This window comes from Mesoterricola silvestris, assembly GCF_030295405.1.
In the GTDB taxonomy this organism is placed as follows: Bacteria; Acidobacteriota; Holophagae; order Holophagales; family Holophagaceae; genus Mesoterricola; species Mesoterricola silvestris.
Genome location: NZ_AP027080.1, coordinates 4,126,146 through 4,147,876 on the forward strand (window position 1 = coordinate 4,126,146; position 21,731 = coordinate 4,147,876).

Here is a 21,731-nt window from a genome sequence, read left to right on the forward strand (position 1 = left end):
ATGCGGTTCTCCCCGTTCATCGCGGCCGTCCTCCCCTGCCTCATGGCCTCCGCCCAGTCCCCCACCCCCGCCCAGGCGGAATCCCTGGTGAAACGGGCCGTCGGCTACGCCAAGACCCACGGCATCGAGAAGCTCATCCAGCAGACCAACCAGGGCAACGGGGTCTTCCACGTGGGCTCCGGCGGCGAGATGTACCTCTTCGTGTATGACCAGGCCGGCATCTGCAAGGCCATCGGCTTCAATTCCGTGGAACTGGTCGGCAAGAACCGCATCGGCCTGAAGGACCCCGACGGCAAGATGATCATCCAGGAGATGCTGTCCGTGGCCAAGAACAAGGGCAAGGGCTGGGTGGACTACAAGTACCCCGACCCGGTCACCGGCAAGGTGCTGATGAAGACCTCGTACGTGGAACTCCACGAGGGCCTCATCTTCGGTTGCGGCATCTACAAGCGGTAGGGCACGAACTTCGCGAACCGCTCCCGGGTCCGGCCCCAGTCCTCCAGCAGCGCCAGGGCGGTGCGGCTCGAGGTGGTGCCCGCGTAGTCCTCCAGCAGCAGCCGGAATTCCAGGGCGTCGGCCTCGTCCAGGGCTTCGGCCCGCACGTAGTTGGCGTTCACGCAGGCCTCGTACTGGCGGTCCACGAAGATCTTCCCGCCCGTCATGCCGGCCCCCGCGTTGCCGGAGATGCGGCCCAGGAAGGCCACGGTGCCCCGGGTCATGTACTCGCAGGCGTGGAGCCCGGCCCCCTCGGCCACGGCGGTGGCGCCGCTGTTGCGCACGGCGAAGCGGTCCCCGGCCAGGCCGTGCACGTGGAGGGTGCCTCCGGTGGCGCCGTAGAGCGCGCAGTTCCCGATGATGGCGTTCTCCTCCGGGGCGAAGCTGGACCGGGCCCAGGGGCGCACCACGATGCGGCCCCCGCCCATGCCCTTGGCCACGGAGTCGTTGCCCTCGCCGAAGAGCACCGCCTCGATGCCGTCCACCAGGAAGACCCCGAAGCCCTGGCCCGCGCTGCCCTGGAAGGTGAAGCGGAAGGGCCCCAGGGGCGCCGAACCGGGCGTGGCCATGCGGCCGCTGAGGGTGGCCAGGACGGCCCGGTCCCGGGTGGAGATGGGGTAGGCGAGGGCTTCGCCTCCGCCCTTCAGGGCATCCTCCAGGATGCGCCGGTTCAGGGGCGAGACCTCCTCCCCGCCGGCGCCGGCCCCCCGGGCCCGGAAGGGCGTGGGGGGCACCAGGAAGCGGTCCAGGTGGAGCTTGCGCTGGCTGAGCCACTCCGCATGGCGGGCGGAGGTGGCCAGGAGATCGGTGCGCCCGGCCAGCTCCCCCAGGGTCCGGGCGCCCATGGCCGCGAGCTGGGCGCGCACGTCCTCGGCCAGGTGCCGCAGGAGCCGCACCACCTGGTCCTTGGAGCCCCGGTACCGGGCCTTGTACTTGGGGTCGTGGGTGGCGATGCCCGCGGGGCATGTGTTCTTCTCGCACACCCGGGCCATGATGCAGCCCTCGGCCACCAGGAGGAGCTTGCCGAAATCGAAGCCCTCCGCCCCCAGGAGGGCGGCCACCACGATGTCCCGGCCCGTGAGGAGCGCGCCGTCGGCGCGCAGCTCCACCTGGCCGCGCAGGCCGTTCTCCGCCAGGGCCCGGTGGGCCTCGGCCAGGCCGAACTCCACCGGAAGCCCGGCGTGCTTCATGGAGCCCAGGGTTGCCGCCCCCGTGCCGCCGTCGCCGCCGGCGATGTACAGGATATCGGCGCCCGCCTTGGCCACCCCCACGGCGATGGTGCCCAGGGCCACCCCCGACACCAGCTTCACGCTGATCAGCGCCCCGGGATGCACCTGCCGGAGCTCGTAGATGAGCTCCTTGAGATCCTCAATGCTGTAGATGTCGTGGAGGGGGGGCGGCGAGATGAGGTCCACGCCCGGCATGGAGAACCGGGCCCGGGCGATGGAGGCGTCGACCTTCACGGCCATGAGCTGGCCGCCTTCCCCGGGCTTGGCGCCCTGGGCCACCTTGATCTGCAGCTCCCGGCCCGTGACCAGGTACTCCGCGTTCACGCCGAAGCGCGCCGAGGCCACCTGCTTGGTGGTGGCGGTGATCCCGTCCGTGTAGTAGTAGGGGTTCTCCCCCCCCTCCCCGCTGTTGCTGCGGCCCCCCACCTCCCGCATGGCCAGGATGAGGTCCCGCTGGCTCTCGGCGCTCACCGCCCCGAAGGACATGGCCCCCGCGCCGAAGCGCGCGAGGATGGCCGGCGCGGGCTCCACCTCCTCCAGGGCGATGGGCTCGCCCAGGGGCTTGAGGTCGAAGAGGTGGCGCACGCTGATGGGCGCGGAGGCCTCCCCCGCGGCCAGGTAGGCCCGCCACGCCTCGGCGGCCCCGGGGCCCCCGTCCACCGCCTGGTGCACGAGGCGGGCCCGGGCGGTGGTCATGGCGTGCACCTCCCCCCCCTGGCCCCGGGGGTCCTCCCGGAACTGCCAGGTGTTGCCCAGGCGCCCCCCGGCCTCCCGGCACAGGGCCGTCTTCTGCAGCACATCCCCGGCCAGCTCCAGGTAGCCGATGCCCCCGATGGGGCTGGCGTTCCCGGGGAAGAACTTCTCCATGAGCTCGTCGCCCAGCCCGATGGCGGTGAAGAGCTTGGCGGAGATGTAGCTCTGGATGACGGAGATGCCCGACTTGGCCAGGATCTTCAGGAGGCCCGACACCAGGGCCTTGACGAAATTGCGCTCCCGCTGGTCCGGGTCCAGGCCCTTCAGGAGCCGGTGCTCGTCGCCCCGGGCGATGCGCAGGGCCAGGGAAGGGCACACCGCCGACGCGCCGAAGCTGAGGAGGGCCGCCACGTGGTGCGGGGTCCGGGCCTCCCCGGTCTCCACCACGATGGAGGCGTCCAGGCGCAGCCCCGAGTGGTTGAGGGCGCTCACCACGGCCCGCAGGGCGATGAGGCCCGGGATGGGCGGATGATCGTAGTCCGCGTCCCGGTCGCTGAGCACGATGACGGTGCAGCGCTGCTCCACCGCCCTGAGCACGTCGGCCACAAGGCGCTCCACCGCGGGCCGGAACCCTTCGGGGCCCCCGGTCCGGGGGAAGGTCATGGGGAAGGTGCGGGGAATGATGTGGGACGTGGAGGGGGTGCGCCGGGCCAGGGATTCCAGGTACCGCATCTCGCCCAGGCTCAGCACGGGATAGGCGGCCTCCACCGCCGGCTCCAGGGGCAGCAGATCCTTGGGGAAGAAGATGTTCGGCTTGCGGCCCAGGAACACCCGCAGGTCCGTGACGTTCTCCTCCCGCAGGTAGTCCAGGGGCGGGTTCGTGACCTGGGCGAAGTTCTGGTAGAAGTAGTCGAAGAAGGGCCTGGGCTCCAGGGAGAAGACATTGGGCCGGGCCGTGTCGCCCATGGAGCCGATGGGCTCCCGCCCCTCCGCGGCCATGGGGTAGAGGAGCCGCTCCTGCTCCTCCTCGGTGAAGGAGAAGAGGATCCGCGTCTCCAGGTCCACCGGCGCGTCCTCGAAGGGCAGGGACTGCATGGGCAGGGTGCGGGCGTCGAAGTGCGCGTCCCGGTTCTCCCGGGAGAGGCTGGCGTCCCGGAAGTGCACGCGGCCCGTGTCCAGGTCCACCTTCACGCCCTTGCCGGCGTGGAGGGTCCCCTTGCGCTGGATGCGCTCCTCGTCCACGGCGAAGGCCCCGGCCTCGCTGCTGAGGTAGAAGGCCTCCTCGGTGAGGGCCCACCGGCTGGGGCGGAAGCCGTGGCGGTCCAGCCGCGCCCCCACGGTGTTGCCGTCGGAGTAGAGGATGATGGCCGGGCCGTCCCAGGGCTCCATGGCCCGGCTCCAGAAGGTGTAGAACTCGCTCCGCGCGCCCGCGGGCGCCGGCGGCATCATGATGGCCAGGATATCCTCGATGTGGGGGATGGCGCTGCGGTACAGCAGGGCCTCCACCATCTCGTTGAGGCTGCCCGAGTCGCTGATGCCCGTGCGGGTGAGGATCTGGTCCCGGCGAAGGCCCATGTGCCGCTCGCGGCTGTGGGCCCAGGAGCGGTTGCCGGCGATGGTGTTGATCTCGCCGTTGTGGGCGATGCGCCGGAAGGGCTGGGCCTTGTCCCAGGAGGTGCGGGTGTTGGTGGAGAAGCGGCGGTGGAACAGCGCGAAGCGGGTGCGGTACCTCGGGTCCTTCAGGTCCAGGTAGAAGCGGTCCAGGGCGTCGGAGCGGGTGAGGGCCTTGTAGACGATGGTGCTGCCCGAGAGCGACGTGAAGAAGAACTCGTGGTTGATGCCCTGGTCGGACTGCCGGGAGCGCACCTCCTGCTTGACGGTGTAGAGGAGCCGGTCGAAGGCCAGGTCCGTGCGGCAGTGGGCGGGGCGCTTGACGATGGCGTGCACCATGGCCGGGCAGCAGCGCGCGGCCTCCTCCCCCAGCACCGTGGGATCCACCGGCACGTCCCGGAACGTGAGGATCTCCAGGCCGTGGTACTCCATGGTGGAGGTGAAGACGTTCAGGCTCCGCACGCGGCGGGCGTAGTCCTGGGGCAGGAAGAGGCTGGCCACGGCCACTTCGCCCTTGCGGAACCCCAGGAGCTCCCAGGGGATGTCGGTCATGACCCCGGCCCCGTCGCCGGTGAGGGGATCGGCCCCACAGGCCCCCCGGTGCTCCATGCAGGCCAGGGCCCCCAGGGCCTCCTCCAGCAGCCCGTGGGTGGCCGTCCCCGTCCGGGAGGCCACGAACCCCACCCCGCAGGCGTCCCGTTCCGCCCGTGCCGGTCGTCCGAACAATCCCTGGTCAGGGTCCTCCATGGCTGCCTCCTTCGAGCGCAATCCCGAAGCCCCATGGTCCTCGCCCGGGGGCGAATCCACCTATTCGATTTTCAAATGCGATAACAAAAATGTCCGACGCTGTTTTATCTATGACATTTTTGTAGCATGGCCCGCCCCCTGGACACCGACCCCTTCGCTTCCCTCCTGGAGATCAGCGCCGCCCTGGCCGCCGTGGACACCCGCCAGGCCCTGGCCCGGGTGCTGGAGATCCTCCGGGAGGCCCTGGGGGCCGCCAGCGGCGCCATCACCCTGGCCGACGGGGAGACCGGGGCCCTGCGCATCGAGGCCTCCTTCGGCTTCACCTCCGCCGCGGAGGGCATCCAGTACCGCCCCGGCGAGGGCCTCACGGGCATGGTGTACCAAAGCGGCAAGGCCATCGTGGTGCCCAAGATCAGCGAGGAGCCCCTCTTCCTGAACCGCAGCCGGGTGCAGGGCCGCAGGGCCCGGGGCGAGCTGTCCTTCTTCTGCCTCCCCATCTTCCTGGACGGCAAACCGGCGGGCACCCTGGCCCTGGCGGTGCCCTACCGCCAGGACCGCGCCTTCCAGCGGGAGACCGCCATCCTCCACCTGGCCGCCGCCATGACCGGCCTGGCCGTGAAGGTGGCCCGCCTCACCGCCGCGGACCGCCAGCGGCTGCTGGAGGAGAACCGCACCCTGCGCAACGAGCTGCAGGAGCGCTACGAGATCCGCAACCTCATCGGCAACAGCCACGTGATGCGCCAGGTCTATGAACAGGTGGCCCAGGCCTCCCCGGCCAGCACCACGGTGCTCATCCGGGGCGAATCCGGCACCGGCAAGGAACTGGTGGCCCGGGCCATCCACTATGCGTCGCCCCGGTCCGAAAAGCCCTTCGTGAAGGTCAGCTGCGGCGCCCTGCCCGAGACCCTCATCGAATCCGAGCTCTTCGGGGTGGAGCCCGGCGCCTTCACCGACGCCCGCAGCAGGCGCCCCGGGCGCTTCGAGCTGGCCCACGGCGGCACCCTCTTCCTGGACGAGATCGGCGAACTGTCCCCCAGCACCCAGGTGAAGCTCCTGAGGGTCCTGCAGGAACGGGAATTCGAGCGCCTGGGGGGCGTGACGGCGGTGAAGGTGGATGTGCGCGTGGTGGCCGCCACCCACCGGAACCTGGAGGCCGCCATCCAGGACGGCACCTTCCGGGAGGATCTCTACTACCGCCTCAACGTCTTCGACGTGTTCCTGCCGCCCCTGCGGGACCGCTCCACCGACATCCTCCTCCTGGCCGACCACTTCGTGGAGAAGTTCTCCGTGGCCCAGGGCAAGGACGTGCGCCGCATTTCCAATTCCGCCATCGATATGCTCATGGCCTACCACTGGCCCGGCAACGTGCGGGAGCTGGAGAACTGCATCGAGCGCGCCGTGCTGGTGTGCGAGGGCGGCGTCATCCACGCCCACCACCTGCCCCCCACCCTCCAGACCGCCGAAGCCTCCGGGACCTTCCTGGGCTCCTCCCTGGAGGAGGCCGTGGGCAGCTTCGAGCGGGACCTCATCCAGGACGCCCTCAAGAGCGCCCGGGGCAACCGTGCCCGCGCCGCGCGGCTCCTGCAGACCACGGAACGGATCCTGAACTATAAGACCCGGAAGTACGGGATCGCGCCGGAGAGATTCAAGGCGTAGGGCCAACACGGTCGGTGCAACCCAATCCGGAAGCCGGGATTCCGCAAGGACTGCCATCGAGGGTTCAGTTTCATCCCCTTCATCCCTTGCATCGGCGTTCATCCCTGTTCCGCAGGGCCAGCCTTGGGATGGGTCGGAGTGCTGTTACCCATGGAGCGACCCACTCCTGGGCTGGCCCTGCGGAACAGGGATGAACGCCGATGGAAGGGATGAAGGGGAGGATGGGGTCCAGCCTTCCATTGGGAGAACTTGATTCATTTTTGTCGTTCTTATTAAGAATAATTACATTTCTGTCGAATCGTCTTCAAGAGAGTTTTGCCACTATTTGTTGTTTTTATTTAATTTAACACATCACAAATCCGAAATACAGGTACCTTGGCATGGGGCATGCTCCCTGGAGTGCACGGGGCCAAACCCCGGCGCGAGGGGAATCATGAAACCAACCTTCTTTGACGATCCCATTTCGGGCTTCTGGGGCAGTGTCACGCCGCGGAACCTGGGGCGCGCCGGCCTGCTCCTCCTGGCCATCCTCCTCCTGGCTCCGGCGGCCTTCGCGGGGGACCCCGGCGGAGGGGCCACGGGGGGGATCCAGAACGTGCCGGCCCAGGTGCAGGGGAAGCCCACGCTTCAGGAGGTGGGGGCGGCGCTGGGGCAGACCCGGGTGGCGCTCAACTTCGTGTGGGTGCTGGTGGCGGGCTTCCTGGTGATGTTCATGCAGGCCGGCTTCGCCCTGGCGGAGACCGGCTTCACCCGCGCCAAGAACGCCTCCCACACCATGATGATGAACCTCATGGTGTACGCGGTGGGCATCCTGGGCTTCTGGGTCTGCGGCTTCGCCCTCCAGATGGGGGGATCGGGCGCGGCCGCGGGGGCCGTGCTGTCGGCGCCGGAGAGCATGGGGCACCTGGCGGGGCCGGTGATCCACGGCAACGTGTGGGGGCTCTTCGGCACCCGGGGGTTCCTCCTCACGGGGCAGACCTACGACGTGTCGGCCTTCGCCATGTTCCTCTTCCAGATGGTCTTCATGGACACGGCCCTCACCATTCCCACGGGCGCCATGGCCGAGCGATGGAAGCTGAGCACGTTCATGATCTATGGTCTCGTGGGCTCGACCCTCATCTACCCGGTGTACGCCTGCTGGGCCTGGGGGGGCGGCTGGCTTTCCCAGCTGGGCCGGACCCTGAACCTGGGGCACGGCTACGTGGACTTCGCGGGTTCCGGCGTGGTGCACCTCACCGGGGGCGTCATGGCCTTCACGGGCGCCCTGATCCTCGGGCCCCGGCTGGGCAAGTTCGTCAAGGGCAAGGCCCAGGCCCTGCCGGGCCACAACCTGCCCATGGCCTTCCTGGGGTGCTTCATCCTCGCCTTCGGGTGGTTCGGGTTCAACGCCGGCTCCACCCTGGCCGGCACCGATCTGCGCATCGCCGTGGTGGCGGTGAACACCATGCTGGCCTCCGCCGCGGGCGCCACCTCGGCCTACCTCTACACCTGGATCCGCTACGGCAGCCCCGACCCCTCCATGAGCGCCAACGGCCTCCTGGCGGGACTGGTGGCCGTCACCGCCCCCTGCGCCTTCATCGGCGCGCCCGCGGCCATCCTCGTGGGCCTCGTGGCCGGGGTGCTGGTGGTCGTGGCCGCGCTCTTCGTTGAGAACACGCTGAAGATCGACGACCCCGTGGGGGCCATCGCGGTGCACGGCGCCAACGGCATCTGGGGCCTCCTGGCCCTGGGCCTCTTCGCCGACGGCACCTACGGCCAGGGCCTCAACAACGGCCCCGCCGGGGGCGTCACCGGCCTCCTCTACGGGGACCCCCGGCAGCTCCTGGCCCAGGTGGCGGGTATCGCCGCCAACCTCGTCTACGTGGGCGCCGCCAGCTTCGTGCTCTTCAAGGTGCTCGACAAGGTCATCGGCCTGCGCGTGGCGCCGGAGGTGGAGCTCCAGGGCCTGGACTTCCACGAGGTCTCCGCCCCCGCCTACCCCGGCGAGGGCCAGCTCATCGGCTCCTCGGTGCTGGTCTTCGAGAAGCACCCCCCCAGGCCCGCCGCCCCCGCCCTGTCCACCGCCGCCGTCCAGGAGGCCCGGTCATGAAGCTCATCACCGCCATCGTCCGCCCCGAGAAGCTCGACGACGTGAAGACCGCCCTCTTTGCCGTGGAAGTCACCGGCATGACCATCCTCAAAGTCGCCGGCCACGGCGGCGAGCGCGTCGCCTTCGAGTCCTACCGCGGCGCCCCCCTGGTCTACGAGTTCCACGAAAAGATCCAGCTGGACATCGCCGTATCCGAACCCTTCGTCGACATCACCATCGACGCCATCGTCAAGGCCGCCCGCACCGGCGAGGTGGGCGACGGCAAGATCTTCGTCCGCCCCCTCGAGCGCGTCGTACGCATCCGCACCAACGAAACCGACACCGATGCCCTCACCCCCGACCCGATGCGGTTCTGAGAGACGTGACGCTGGGGGATCGGGAGTACGGACCTATCGGCCCGTTCCATCCGCCCCCGCCGGGGGCCGCGGGTTGAAGGGGTAGGGTTCCCCCCAAGGCCCCGACCCAACCGGGTTCCATCCGATCCCGCCGACCCACCGTGAGCGCTCGCAGGCAGTCTGCCTGCGAGCGCTCTCCCGTATCCAGGCGAGGACCAGGATGGGTCCAGGCCCAGGGTCCGGGAGCCTCCCACTTCCCCATTACCCATCGCCATTGGACAACGGCAAGCGTGAGCAGCAGCTTGCTGCTCACGCTACCGATGGGTCGGGGCCTCCGATCGGAACCCCGCTGGGTCGTGGCCTTGGGGGGAACCGCCCCCCTTCAACCTGCGGCCCCCGGCGGGGACGATGGACCGGGCCGGAATGCCTACCGGACCGAGGCCCCCTCCCGCAGCCCGACCTCCTTGAGCGCCGCCGCGAGGTACCCCACGGTGCGGTCGATGTTGTGGAGTTTCTCCAGACCGAAGAGGCCGATGCGGAAGGTCATGAAATCGGCCGGCTCGTCGCACTGGAGGGGGACGCCGGAGGCCACCTGGAGGCCGGCGGCGAGGAACTTCTTGCCGGACTGGACGTCGGGGTCGGTGGTGTAGCTCACCACGACGCCGGGGGCCTTGTAGCCTTCGGCGGCGACGCTGGGGAGGCCGCAGCTTTCCAGGAGCTGGCGGGCCTTGGCGCCCAGCTCGGCCTGCTCGGCGCGCAGCTTCTCGAAGCCGTAGGCCTCCATCTCCTGCATGACGGCGCAGTCCTTGGCCAGGGCGTCGGTGGGCATGGTGGCGTGGTAGGCGTGGCCGCCCTTGAGGAAGGCGTCCATGATCGCCGACCACTTCTTCAGGTCGCAGGAGAAGCTGGAACCGGTGGTCTCGGCCATGACGGCCTTGGCCCTGTCGCTGAGCATGACCATGGCGGCGCAGGGGCTGCCGCTCCAGCCCTTCTGGGGGGCGCTCACCAGGACGTCGACGCCCAGGGCCTCCATGTCCACCCACATGCAGCCGGAGGCGATGCAGTCCAGGACGAAGATCCCGCCGGCGGCGTGGGTGGCGGCGGCCACGGTCTTGATGTAGTCGTCGGGCAGGATGATGCCGGCGGCCGTTTCCACGTGGGGGGCGATGACCACCGCGGGCTTCTCGGCGGCGATGGCGGCCACCACCTCGGCGGCGGGGGTGGGGATCCAGGGGGCCTGCTTGCCGGCGCCCACCTGGCGGGCCTTGAGCACCACGTGGGAGGAGGGGATGGCGCCCATGTCGAAGATCTGGGTCCAGCGGAAGCTGAAGAAGCCGTCGCGAATGACCAGGGCCTTCTTGCCCGCGCAGAACTGGCGGGCCACGGCCTCCATGCCGTAGGTGCCGCCGCCGGGGACCAGGGCGACGCCCTTGGCGTTGTAGACCAGCTTGAGGATGCGGTCCATCTCGCGCATGACGAGCTGGAACTTCTTGGACATGTGGTTCAGGGCGCGGTCGGTGTAGACCACGGAGAATTCCATCAGTCCATCGGGATCGATGTTGGGAAGCAGGGCGGGCATGGGTTCTCCTCGGGGATTAGAGCCAGTTGATGTCGGTGCCGGCGGGAAGGTGGGGGGTGAAGATGGAGAGGTACTGGAGGTTCTCCTCCAGGGCGCGGGTGTCGTGGACGATGCCCCGGGGGCAGACGTGGACGTCGCCCATCTTCACGGGCTTCCACTCGCCGTTCACGAGGATCTCGCCCTTGCCGCCCACCACGATCACGTACTCGTCGCACACGGTGTGGAAGTGGGTGCCCACCTGGGTGCCCTTGACGGCGGTGCGCACCATCAGCTGGGTGCGGGGGCAGTCGAAGGCCACCACGCTGTCCACGCCCTTCTCGGGCAGGGTGCGCTTGGCATACTCGTCGCGCAGGTGCAGCAGGATGGATTCGGCCGGGGTGGAATCCACCAGGCCTTTCAGGGTTCCGGGTTCATAGCCGGTGAGGGGCATGGGGGGCTCTCCTATGCTGGGGCGGTTCGATTCTACCGCCTAAAGGGCGGCGGGCGCGGTGGGGAGGACGGCGGGGATGACGAAGGCCTGGAGCAGCACCAGGACGATCACCATGCAGAGGAGGATCATGGAATATTTGAGCGTCTTGCGGAAAATGTCGGTCTCCTTGCCCACCAGGCCCACGGCGGCGCAGGCCACGGCGATGCTCTGGGGGGAGATGAGCTTGCCCATGACGCCTCCGAAGAGGTTGGCGCTGGTGGTGAGGACGGGATTCATTCCCAGGTGCATGGCGGTCACCTGCTGGAGCTTGCCGAACAGGGCGGCCGAGGAGGTGACGGATCCGGTGAGGAACACGCCCACGAGGCCGATGATGGGCGAGAAGATGGGGAAGGCCATGCCCGTGAGCTGCGCGAAGGCCAGGCCCAGGGTGAAGGACATGCCCGAGTAGTTGGCGAGGAAGCCCAGGCCGATGACCGAGGCCAGGGTGACGAGGGCGAAGCGCAGCTGCCTGAAGGTCTTGAGGAAGACCCGGGTGCCCGTGGCGGGGCCGATGCCCAGGACCGCCATGGAGATGAGGGAGGAGATGAACATGGCCGTGCCGGGCGCGATGAGCCAGTCCCAGCGGTAGTTGGCGCCGTACAAGGCGGGCTTGGCGACGATGGGGGCGGACTTGAAGACCACGCCGTTGAGCCAGGGCCAGCTGGGGACCATGACGAACCAGTGGTGGGCCTTGGTGCAGTAGGCCTTGAAGGCGGGGGTGCCCCAGATGCCCATGACCACCATGAGGATGAGGAAGGGGGACCAGGCCTTGAAGATCTGGCCGGCAGAATAGGTGCCCGAGGCCGCGGCGTGGCTGGCGGCGGTGTCCTCCGGGAAGGTCCAGGTGACCGAGGGCTGCCAGAAGCGCAGGAAGATCACGAGGCAGAGCAGGGACACCACGGAGGCCACGATGGCGGGCAGTTCGGGGCCGAACCACGTGGAGATCGCGAAGGAGGCGGCGGCGTAGCTCACGCCGGCCACGAGGCAGGCCGGGATCACTTCCTTGGCGCGCCGGAAACCCACCATGACCACCACCAGGAAGAAGGGGATGATCAGGGCCATGAAGGCCATGTCGATGCCCACGGCCCGGGCCATGGTGGTCGCGGGGATGCCGGTGACCGTGGACATCATCATGGTCGGCACGCCCACGGGCCCGAAGGGCACGGGCGGGGTGTTGGCCACCAGGCAGATGACGGCCGCCGGCAGGGCCGGGAAGCCCAGACCGATGAGCATGGCCGCGGCCACCGCCACGGGCGCGCCCTGCCCCGCCACGCCTTCCATGAAGGCTGAGAAGGAGAACGCGATGAGCAGCGCCTGGATGCGCCGGTCGGGGGACAGCGAGGAGATGGAGCTCTTGATGATCTCGAACTGCCCGCTCTCCACGGTGAGGTTGAAGAGGAACACCGCCGTGAGGATGATCCAGCCGATGGGGAAGAGCCCGGTCACCATGCCCAGGGCCGAGGCCGACAGGGCCGCGCTCACGGGCATGCGGTACACCAGGACGCTGATGGCGACGGTGATCAGGAGCGTCACCGGACCGGCCACGTGGCCCTTCATGCGCTTGACCGCCAAGGCCCAGAAGAGGAAGAAGATGGGGATGGCCACCACCAGGGCCGTCAGGAGCAGGCTCCCGTTCAGGGCGGAATAGTTCTGGTTCCACTGCATGGTGCGGTCCTTTCACTCACGGGGTTTGGACGGTCCGGTACCCGCCCCGGGGTCGGGGTCGGAACCGGAGGTTCGACGAAGGGTCACGGGGCCTCGCTGGCGCGCGTATCACGAGGTGAGGCAATGGCTGGGGATGCGAGAATTAGAGAGCCGAGGGTCTTTTGTGTCAAGTTGTTATATTTATAAATTTATAAGCCGAGCGGCGGATGCAGGACCCGCCTTGCGGATCTATTAAAATACCGGCCACCCGGTTTGCCCCCGCCCGGGCCCGGCCCCCGGGTCCGGTATGCTCGAAGGGATGTCCATTGCCGCCACCCGTCCCCACAGCTTCCGCACCACCGCCATCATCATCGCCTGCGCCCTGTTCATGGAGCAGCTGGACTCCACCGTCCTGGCCACGGCCCTGCCCACCATGGCCCGGAGCTTCGGCGTCTCCCCCCTGCACATGAGCGCGGCCCTGACGGCCTACCTCCTGGGCCTGGCCATCTTCATCCCGGCCAGCGGCTACTTCGCGGACCGGTTCGGGGCGCGGCGCATCTTCCGCCTGGCGATCCTGGTGTTCACTGCGGGGTCGGTGCTGTGCGGCCAATGCGGCAGCCTCCTCTTCCTGGTGGGGGCCCGGTTCCTGCAAGGCATGGGCGGCGCCATGATGGTGCCCGTGGGCCGGCTGGTGCTGCTGCGCACCGTGGCCCGCAAAGACATGGTCTCGGCCATGTCCTGGTTCACGGTCCCCGCCCTCCTGGGGCCCGTGGTGGGGCCGCCCATGGGGGGCTTTCTCGTGACGTACCTCTCCTGGCGCTGGATCTTCTACATCAACGTGCCCATCGGGATCCTCGGCATCTGGCTGGCCACCCTCTACATCGAGGACATCAAGGAGGAGGACCCGGGGAGGTTCGACCTGCCGGGCTTCGTCCTCTCCTGCACCTCGCTGTCCTGCCTCATGTACGGCCTGGAGATGGGCAGCCGCGGCGGGGGCATCTCCCTGGGCACGACCCTCCTGGTCATCGGCATCGGCCTGGCGGCGGGCGTCGCCTACCTCCTGCACGCCCGCGGCGCCTCCCATCCGATCCTGGACTTCTCCATGATGCGCATCCCCACCTTCGGGATCTCGGTCATCGGCGGATCCCTGACCCGCATCACCGCGGGGGCCCTGCCCTTCCTGCTGCCCATGATGATGCAGCTGGGCTTCGGCATGTCGGCGGCCCGCAGCGGCCTCATCACCTTCAGCACCGCCGCGGGCTCCTTCCTCATGAAGATCGCCGCCCCGCCCATCCTGCGCCGCTTCGGCTTCCGGAACGCGCTCATGTGGAACAGCCTGATCTCCTCGGCCTTCCTGGCCGCGTGCGCCCTGTTCCGCCCGGGGTGGCCCGTCGTCCTCATCTACGGCGTGCTGCTGCTGGGGGGCTTCTTCCAGTCCCTGCAGTTCACCGCCCTCAACACCGTCGCCTACGCCGACATCTCCCAGCACCGCATGAGCTCGGCCACGAGCTTCTATTCCACCTTCCAGCAGCTCATGCTCTCCATGGGCATCTGCGTCTCCTCGGCCATCCTCGCCCTGGCCATGGCCCTTTCCGGGCACGCCAGCCCCCGGCTTTCGGACTTCTCCGCGGCGTTCCTGGCGGTGACGGCCATCTCCTTCGTGGCCTCCCCGGTGAGCGCCCGCCTCCCCCGGGACGCCGGGCGCGCCATGAGCGGGCATGCCGATGGGGAGGACGCACCGCTGGCCCTCGAGACCTAGCCCAAGGTTCCGACCCACACAAACAATCACCACCGATGCCACCAGATAGCTATTCCCTGAAAATCAAAGTCCGGTTCCTCAGCCGGGAAAGGGCTGAGTTCGACTGCTGATCCCCTTTATCCCGTGCATCCTTTTCATTCCGGTTCCCGCAGGGCCGACGCTGGGATGGGTCGTCGCAGGCAGATCCGTGACGCGCCGACCCACCCCATCGCTGGCCCTGCGGGAACAGGGATGAAAAGGATGCACGGGATGCAGGGGATGAAAGAGGGGGATTGGCTTAGGCTTTTATATGATGGGGTGGGTCGGTAAGGTGGGCTAGGAGGCAGGCCATGGCAAACGTCTACGTCACCCGGATGCTCCCCCAGGAGCCCCTGGACGTCCTGGGGCGGAGCCACGACGTCTCCATCAACCCCCACGACCGGGCCCTGACCCGGGAGGAGCTGCTGCGGGAGGTGCGGGGGCGGGACGCCGTCATCACGCTGCTCACGGACACCATCGACGCCCAGGTGCTGGACGCCGCGGGGCCCCGGTGCCGCATCTTCGCGAACTACGCGGTGGGCTACAACAACTTCGACCTGGACGCCGCCACGGCCCGCGGGGTGATCCTCACCAACACGCCCGGGGTGCTGGACGAGGCCACCGCCACCCACGCCTGGGCCCTGCTCCTGGCCGCCGCGCGGCGCATCCCGGAAACGGACGGCTTCCTGCGCTCGGGCCGGTGGGACGGATGGGGCCCCCTGCAGTTCCTGGGCCTGGACGTGGACCACGCGACCCTGGGCGTGGCCGGCCTGGGCCGCATCGGTTCCCGCTTCGCCGCCAAGGCCGCGGCCTTCGATATGCGGGTGATCTACCACGATGTGAACCCCTCGCCGGAATTCGAGCGGAACTGCGGCGCCACCTTCGTGGACAAGGCCACCCTGCTCCGGGAATCGGACTTCCTGTCCCTGCACCTGCCCCTGCTGCCCGGCACCCGCCACTTCATCGGCCGGGAGGAACTGGCCGCCATGAAGCCCACCGCCGTCCTCATCAACACCGGCCGCGGCCCCCTGGTGGACGAGGCCGCGCTGGTGGCGGCCCTGCGCGCCGGGGTCATCCGGGGCGCGGGCCTGGACGTCTTCGAGGAGGAGCCCCGCCTGGCGCCGGGCCTCGCCGCCCTGGACAACGTCGTCCTGGCGCCCCACACCGCCTCCGCCACCTTCCGGACCCGGCTGGCCATGGGCCGCATCGCCGTGGAGAACGTGCTCAGCGTCCTTGCGGGGCAGCCTCCCAGCACCTGCGTCAACCCCGCGGTGCTCCGGAACGGCTGATCACGGCTCCCCCACCTCCGCGATCACGCAGTTCCCCTTCCCCAGGTATTCCAGCCGGTCGAAGGCCTCCCACTTGGCCAGCAGGATGCCCCGGCCGTGGCTGTCGGACATGCGCTCCCGGTCCACCCCCACGAAGTCCTGCCACGGGAAGCCCTGGCCCATGTCCTGGATGCGGATGCGCGTCACGCCGGCCTGCCGCGTGAGGGTCACGACCACGTGCCGCTCCCGGTTTTCCGGGAGGTCCTGGCGGCGCTCCACCTCGGCGGCCCAGGCCTGGGCGGCCATGAGTTCCGATTTCTCCCGGTACGTGATCCCCAGGTTGCCGTGCTCCACCGCGTTGATCAGCAGTTCCAGGATCCCGGTGACGGAGCGCCTGGGATCCGGGCAGGCCTTGGCCAGCAGGGCGGCCAGGTCCTCGCAATGGGCGAGGGTGCGCACGTGGAAGACCCCCCGCTTCACCAGGCCCATGGCGGCGCGGATGCTCTCGAGCTCCGCGTAGAGCTTGCGCCTCATCTCGAATTCCCGCACCGCCGAGGCCACCACCTGGGCCACCATGCGCGGATCCAGGGGCTTGACCAGGTAGTGCAGGGCCCCGGCCTTCAGCCCTTCCCGCACATCGGAATCCGAATCCATGGACGTCTCCAGCACCACGGGGATCTCCCGCAGGGCCGGCGTGGCCTTCATGTGCCTGAGCACCTGGAGCCCGTCCATGCCCGGCATGAGGCGGTCCAGGAGCACCGTGGCGAAGGAGGCGTCCTCCTCCAGGATGCGCAGGGCCGCGAGCCCGTCGCCGGCCAGGGTGATCTCGTGGCCTTCCCGCGCGAGGGTGCCCCTGAGCAGCGACGCGGTGAGGGCGTCGTCCTCCACGATCAGGATCTTGGGGCGGGCCATGGCGCTTCTCCGGGAACCGTCCCCATCATCGCAGAGGTGCGCCCCCGGCGCGGAGAAGAGGCTCCGGGGACTACCAGGCCCGCCCCACGGCCACCCGAACGTCCTGGGGGCGCAGCGCATGGTAGGTGAAGACGTCTCCCCCCGCTTCCGCGAGGTCCTCCTGGGCCCGGGTGAGGATCGCGGGCAGGAGGCCGGGGGTCCCCGCCATGAGCACCACCGCATCGTCCGCCCAGGGGAGCGCGTCCAGGTTGGCCAGGAAGTGGAACCGGTTGGCGGGCACGGAGCCGAAATGCTGCATGGCGTTGGAGGCGTACAGCACGGTCACGGGAACCCCCGCCGCCTTCAGAGCCCGGCCGAGGGCCGCCAGGGCGCCGTCCCCCTTGGTCAGGTCCGCCCGCATCACCTGGATGCGGCCCTCCCCATGCATGGCCGCCAAGCGCTGCCAGGCCGCATCGTCCATGGGGAAGAGCTGCGCCGCCTCCGCCGGCGTCGCCACCAGGTGCCGGAAGTAGTACTCCCACTCCGCCTTCATGACCTGGGCCGCGAACCGCCCCTGGTGGCCGCGCAGGTGGGTTTCAAAGGAAGGCGTGCCTCGCCAGCTCTTCCGGGCCTGGTTCTCCAGGCCCTTCATCAGATTCGCCGGGCCGCCGCTCAGGGTCGCCTCGGTGTAGACCTTGGCCAGGGTCTTAAGTGCCGGCCGCAGGTGTTCGGCCGCCCTGGCGGGGTCCAGCAGGGGCGCCTTCCCGATGTGCTCCAGCAGGGCCCGGAACCGGGCCTGGGGGCCCCCGGGGCCCTTGGCGACGCCCTCCAGGGTCGTCCCGGGCACATCGGCCATGCAAAGGGCGCACAGGAACTGGTACCGCTGGATCTCGGTGCGGGCTCCGGGCGTTTCGTTGATGGCCCGGATGAGGGCCAGCAGGCCCCGGTTCAGGCGCACCACCTCCCGGTCGTAATCCAGGAGGATCCCCCGCTCCCGCCGCTGCATGCCCAGCTGCAGGAGGCTCGACAGGGCCCCGACGCCGATGAAGGCCCCCCCTTCCGCCCGGCCCAGGTGGCGGGCCAGGGCGGGCAGGCCCCGCTCGTTGGTGACCAGGCGACCGGGATAGAGCAGGACCGAGTGGCCGTTGTCCTCCTCCAATTCCAAGGGGGCCACCACCTCCACGGGGGGTTCCGGCGGAAGGTCCTGGAGGGGGGTGCCGGAGCCCGGCGCGGCGGGGGCCGGTTCGCATCCGGAACGGGTTCCCGGCCTGGGCAGCCAGGTGGTCCAGGGCTCGGCGGCCACGGTGGGAAAGGGCGAAAGGGCTGGGGGGGGAGCGGCGGGGGGCGCGGCCTGGGGGAAGAACAGGCCGAGGCCCGCCGATACCAGCGATGACTCGAGAAGCATGGAGCCTCCGGTTGGGGGGTTGGGGGATTCCCGCGCAGCCGGGTTCCCGTTCGCCTTGAATGGCCGCAGGCCCGGGCAGGTTCCAGGAACTTCTGTCTCATAAAATACACATAATTCCCGTGCGGACCCGCCCTTCGCCCGGTCCGACTGGAGCCCCCTTGATCCCCTGCACCCACCTCCGGGCCGCCCTGGCCCTGGCCTGCGCCCTGGGCGCCGCTTCCCCGGCCCTGGAGGCCGTGGACTGCCACCTGACCAACACATCCTCCCAGGCCGTGCGCATCTTCTCCCCCGTCGGCGAATCCGACGGCCCCCTGCAGGTCCGGGATTCCAGCGACCATCCCGAAGGTCCCTTCCGGCGGATGCCGGAGGAGGGCGTCCTCCTGGTGAGCGGCGCCGGTCTCCAGTTCCGGGTGGAGGACGCGGACCTGCCGGTGAATGGCCACTTCGTGCGGCTCACCATCCAGGAGGAGGAGGGGGACACGGGACCCGGCCTCATCCTGCACCGGGTCCTGCCCGGCTCCGGAGGGCCCTCCGTGAACCTCCTGCCCATCCGCAACGGAAACCGCGCCCCGCGGCTCAGCCGGGACCGGGAAGGGGTCGACGGCGCGCCCCTCTTCCACTTCGACGGCCTGATCGATCTCGCCCCGGCGCGCTCCCGCCGGCCCCGGAAACCCAGGGCCCCCGCCGTAACCCAGTTCCTGCCCCAGATGAGGCCCGCGCCGGTGCGGGACAACTACCTGATCCCCGCCCCCGAGGCCGGGGAGGCGCCGCCCCGGACGCCAGAGCCCGCGCCGGCGGCGGGGTGCGCCTGCGTCATCCTTTGAGCCCCGCCTCAGGGGCCCCCGAGGAAGCTCTCGAGGTTCGCACGGCCGAGGGCCCCCACCCTCCTGTCCACCACCTTGCCCTCCCGGAACAGCAGCAGGGTGGGTAGGGCCATGACTCCGTACTTCGCCGCCGTGCCGGGAAAGGCCTCGGAATCCAGGTAGACCCATCGCACCCTGGGTTCCAGGAAGGGCGCCATCTGCCGGAGCGTGGCCGCCAGGGCCTTGCAGGCCGTGCACCAGGGCGCGCCGATCTCCAGCAGGGTGGGACCGGAGGCCAGGGCCCGGGCGAGGCCGGCCTCGTCCACGGAGGGAAGGGATGCGTTCATCGTCTCACCACCTTTCTCAGGATCGCCGGTGCAGGTCGAGGAAGGCGCGCACCACGCACCGGACCCAGGCCCCGCGCCCGGAGGCCCCGAGCGGGGGCAGTCCGGAAAGGGCCCGCTGGCCATGGAGTCCCTGGGCCATGCCCAGGAACAGTTCCGCGGACTGCGCCGGCCTGGGGCAATGGAGGGCGCCTGCCCGGTGCTGGGCGGCAAGCCAGGCCGCCAGGTCCCGCAGGGCCGCGCCGGCGCCCGCCTCGAAGAAGGCCCGGGCGGCCTCCGGCGCCGCCTCGGTGCGGGCAATGACGCAGCGCTGCATGCGCACGGCCCAGGTGGATGCCCCCACCCGGAGGACCTTCTCCGCAACCCTGGACAGCACGGTCCGGGGCGAGACCCGGGGATCCAGTTCCAGGACCAGGGGGCCGGCCCCCGCGCTTTTCATGGCCGCCTCGAAGAGGGCGTCCTTGCCGGGGAAGTGGGCATAGAGGGTGGCCTTCGATCCCCCCACCTCCCCCAGGATGGCTTCCATGCTGGTGCCTTCAAATCCATGGACCAGGAACAGCCGCCGGGCCGCGTCCAGGATCAGCGTCCTGCGATCGGCTCTTTTCCGGGTCGGGTGCATGGGGGCTCCAGAATGGTACTGAACGGTACAGTACAGATCGCGCCCCGGCAAGAGGACGGGCGACTGGATTCTTTTTTTTCCGCCCGCACCAAGGGCCCCAATGGAACATCCGGGGTCCAGAAGGCGTCAAAGGAGGGCGCGGTTTCCACCGCGACCCGGCCCCTCCCCCGTCTCCGGCCGCTTCCGCGGCCCCCAAAGGATCCGTTCATGGTCAACATTCCCGCCCTGAATCATGGCCTCATCGGCAACGGCAGCCTGCTGGCCCTCGTCTCCCCCACCAGCGCCATGGAATGGCTGTGCCTGCCCAGCTTCGATGGGCCCGCGGTGTTCGCGCGGCTCCTGGATGACCGGGCGGGCGGCGTATTCCGCATCCTCTCCGGCGGGCGGGAGCTGCAGGGCGAGCAGGCCTACCTCCCCAATACCAATGTCCTCCGCACGCGCTTCCAGGATGGGGAGGGGCGGTGGGAGATCCTCGACTTCGCGCCCCGCCTGCCCAAGGCCTGGGGGGTGGAGGCGCCCATCCGCCTGCATCGGGTCCTCCGGCCCCTGAGCGGGCGGGTGCGCCTCTCCATCGATTTCGACCCCCGCCTGGACTACGGCCAGGGCCCCACCCGCTCCCTGGTGCTCCACGACCGCGTCGAGGTGCAGGGCCCGGGCGGCCCGCTCCATTTGCAGACCAACCTGCCCCTGAGCTACGTCATGGGCAGGCGGGAGTTCACGCTGGAGGGGCCGGTGTACCTGAGCCTGTCCTACGGATCCGTCCCCCCCATGACCCTGGACCGGGTGCAGCGGGAGCTGGAGTCCACCCGGGACGGGTGGGTGCACTGGGCCAAGACCTGCGGCCTGCCCCTGTTCAAGCCCGAACTGGTGCTGCGCTCGGCCCTGTGCCTCAAGCTCCACGCCTTCGAGGACACGGGGGCCATCATCGCCGCCACCACCACCAGCATCCCCGAGGCCATGGGCAGCGAGCGCACCTGGGACTACCGCTACTGCTGGCTGCGGGACGCGGCCTTCGTGGTGGAGGCCCTGCGGAGGCTCGGCCACATGCGCGAGGGGGAGCGCTTCCTGCGCTACCTGCAGACCGTGGCCGAGGCCGGGCCGCTCCAACCGCTGTACGGCATCGACGGAAGCCTCTCGGCGCCGGAGCGGCTCCTGGGGCACTTGGCGGGCTTCGGCGGGCAGGGACCCGTGCGCATCGGCAACGCGGCCGTGGCCCAGCGCCAGCACGATCTCATGGGGGAGCTCATGCTCTGCCTGGAAACCCTCCTGCGCGACCCCCGGCTGGCCCACGACGAGGAGAGCCACGGGTTCTTCCCCCTGGTGCGCCGGTTGGTGGAGGAGGCCATCGCCCTGGCCCCCCTTCCGGACACCTCCATCTGGGAATACCGCACCCAGGAGGACCACTACACGTTCTCGCGGGCCATGTGCTGGGTGGCCATCCAGCGTGGGGCGGCCATCGCCCGGCGCTTCGGGGAGCACGCCCTGGCCGGCGGCTGGCAGGCCGTGGCCGACCGGGAGCGGTCCGTGATCCTGGAACAGGGCTACAACACCCGCCTGGGGTTCTTCACCCAGACCCTGGGCGGCCTCTTCCCGGACGCCTCCCTCCTCCTGCTGCCCACCCTGGGCCTCATCGACCCCCGGGATCCCCGCTTCCTTTCCACCCTCGACCGCTATGGGAACCTCCTGACGGACAACGGCCTCATGCTGCGCTACCGGCATGCGGACGATCTGGGCGCGCCCACCAGCGCCTTCACCATCTGCTCCTTCTGGTGGGCCGAGGCCCTGGCCCTGGCGGGCCGGCTGGAGGAAGCCGTGTCGGTGTTCGAGCGGGTCTGCGCCTTCGCCAACCCCGTGGGCCTCTTTTCCGAGGACATCGACCCCGCCACCGGCCGGCTCCTGGGGAATTTCCCCCAGGCCTACACCCACGTGGGCCTCATCAACGCCGCCATCACCCTTTCCGAACTCCTGGAGGCCCGGGACGGCCAGGTGAGGGCCTGGTCCTCCCCGGGGGCGCCGGCATGGGTGGCGGAGGCGGTGTCCTGAATAAAGAAAGCCCCTGATTCCTCAGGGGCTTTTC

At 69.6% G+C, this 21,731-nt stretch carries 16 protein-coding genes; 8 read left to right on the plus strand and 8 right to left on the minus strand.

Going from position 1 to position 21,731, the window contains the following annotated elements; translation table 11 throughout:
* Positions 1–456 (plus strand): cache domain-containing protein, encoded by a 456-nt coding sequence (locus tag R2J76_RS17660; protein WP_316412968.1) that lies wholly within the window; start codon positions 1–3, stop codon positions 454–456.
* On the opposite strand, the gene gltB is transcribed toward R2J76_RS17660, so the two are convergent.
* Positions 444–4,775, minus strand: a complete 4,332-nt coding sequence (gene gltB / locus R2J76_RS17665) for a glutamate synthase large subunit (RefSeq protein ID WP_316412969.1) — start codon at positions 4,773–4,775, stop codon at positions 444–446. The two genes, R2J76_RS17660 and gltB, sit on opposite strands and share 13 nt — an antisense overlap.
* A 126-nt stretch (positions 4,776–4,901) precedes the next feature.
* On the opposite strand from gltB, the gene R2J76_RS17670 reads away from it, so the two are divergent.
* The 3 genes from R2J76_RS17670 (at position 4,902) to R2J76_RS17680 (ending at position 8,876) form a co-directional block, all read left to right on the plus strand.
* Positions 4,902–6,431, plus strand: coding sequence for a sigma-54-dependent Fis family transcriptional regulator (locus R2J76_RS17670; RefSeq protein WP_316412970.1), 1,530 nt, complete (start codon positions 4,902–4,904; stop codon positions 6,429–6,431).
* A 433-nt stretch (positions 6,432–6,864) separates the two neighbouring features.
* The gene (locus R2J76_RS17675; RefSeq protein ID WP_316412971.1) at positions 6,865–8,520 is read left to right on the plus strand and encodes an ammonium transporter; all 1,656 of its coding nucleotides are present in this window, start codon (positions 6,865–6,867) and stop codon (positions 8,518–8,520) included.
* Complete coding sequence (locus tag R2J76_RS17680; RefSeq protein WP_316412972.1) at positions 8,517–8,876, plus strand: P-II family nitrogen regulator; 360 nt, start codon at positions 8,517–8,519, stop codon at positions 8,874–8,876. The genes R2J76_RS17675 and R2J76_RS17680 overlap by 4 nt, the downstream gene beginning before the upstream one ends.
* Positions 8,877–9,282: 406 nt before the next feature.
* Here the strand turns inward: R2J76_RS17680 and R2J76_RS17685 are convergent, their stop codons facing one another.
* Genes R2J76_RS17685 through R2J76_RS17695 form a run of 3 tightly spaced genes read right to left on the minus strand, consistent with a single transcriptional unit; the run spans position 9,283 to position 12,568 of the window.
* The gene (locus R2J76_RS17685; RefSeq protein ID WP_316412973.1) at positions 9,283–10,434 is read right to left on the minus strand and encodes an aminotransferase class V-fold PLP-dependent enzyme; all 1,152 of its coding nucleotides are present in this window, start codon (positions 10,432–10,434) and stop codon (positions 9,283–9,285) included.
* Between the two features lie 16 nt (positions 10,435–10,450).
* Positions 10,451–10,864, minus strand: coding sequence for a cupin domain-containing protein (locus R2J76_RS17690; RefSeq protein ID WP_316412974.1), 414 nt, complete (start codon positions 10,862–10,864; stop codon positions 10,451–10,453).
* 39 nt (positions 10,865–10,903) lie between these two features.
* Positions 10,904–12,568 (minus strand): L-lactate permease, encoded by a 1,665-nt coding sequence (locus R2J76_RS17695; protein WP_316412976.1) that lies wholly within the window; start codon positions 12,566–12,568, stop codon positions 10,904–10,906.
* A gap of 298 nt (positions 12,569–12,866) precedes the next feature.
* On the opposite strand from R2J76_RS17695, the gene R2J76_RS17700 reads away from it, so the two are divergent.
* On the plus strand, positions 12,867–14,306 hold the full coding sequence (locus tag R2J76_RS17700) for an MFS transporter (protein WP_316412977.1): 1,440 nt from the start codon (positions 12,867–12,869) through the stop codon (positions 14,304–14,306).
* Positions 14,307–14,635: 329 nt separating this feature from the next.
* Entirely contained in the window at positions 14,636–15,613 is a 978-nt protein-coding gene (locus tag R2J76_RS17705; RefSeq protein ID WP_316412978.1) for a 2-hydroxyacid dehydrogenase, read from the plus strand.
* Here R2J76_RS17705 and R2J76_RS17710 read toward each other — a convergent pair whose 3' ends face one another.
* The gene (locus R2J76_RS17710; protein WP_316412979.1) at positions 15,614–16,504 is read right to left on the minus strand and encodes a response regulator; all 891 of its coding nucleotides are present in this window, start codon (positions 16,502–16,504) and stop codon (positions 15,614–15,616) included. It lies immediately after the preceding gene.
* A 70-nt stretch (positions 16,505–16,574) separates the two neighbouring features.
* Positions 16,575–17,888 carry an LIC_10091 family protein gene (locus R2J76_RS17715; RefSeq protein WP_316412980.1) on the minus strand — a complete coding sequence of 438 codons (1,314 nt, stop codon included), beginning with the start codon at positions 17,886–17,888 and terminating at the stop codon, positions 16,575–16,577.
* 158 nt (positions 17,889–18,046) lie between these two features.
* On the opposite strand from R2J76_RS17715, the gene R2J76_RS17720 reads away from it, so the two are divergent.
* A complete protein-coding gene (locus R2J76_RS17720) occupies positions 18,047–18,712 on the plus strand; it encodes a hypothetical protein (protein ID WP_316412981.1) in 666 nt (221 codons plus the stop codon).
* An 8-nt stretch (positions 18,713–18,720) separates the two neighbouring features.
* Here R2J76_RS17720 and R2J76_RS17725 read toward each other — a convergent pair whose 3' ends face one another.
* Together R2J76_RS17725 and R2J76_RS17730 are read right to left on the minus strand one after the other, a co-directional pair.
* Positions 18,721–19,038 carry a thioredoxin family protein gene (locus tag R2J76_RS17725; RefSeq protein WP_316412982.1) on the minus strand — a complete coding sequence of 106 codons (318 nt, stop codon included), beginning with the start codon at positions 19,036–19,038 and terminating at the stop codon, positions 18,721–18,723.
* A gap of 16 nt (positions 19,039–19,054) precedes the next feature.
* Entirely contained in the window at positions 19,055–19,654 is a 600-nt protein-coding gene (locus R2J76_RS17730) for a TetR/AcrR family transcriptional regulator (RefSeq protein WP_316412983.1), read from the minus strand.
* A 207-nt stretch (positions 19,655–19,861) separates the two neighbouring features.
* On the opposite strand from R2J76_RS17730, the gene R2J76_RS17735 reads away from it, so the two are divergent.
* Positions 19,862–21,697, plus strand: a complete 1,836-nt coding sequence (locus R2J76_RS17735; RefSeq protein ID WP_316412984.1) for a glycoside hydrolase family 15 protein — start codon at positions 19,862–19,864, stop codon at positions 21,695–21,697.
* The last annotated feature ends 34 nt before the right edge of the window (positions 21,698–21,731 follow it).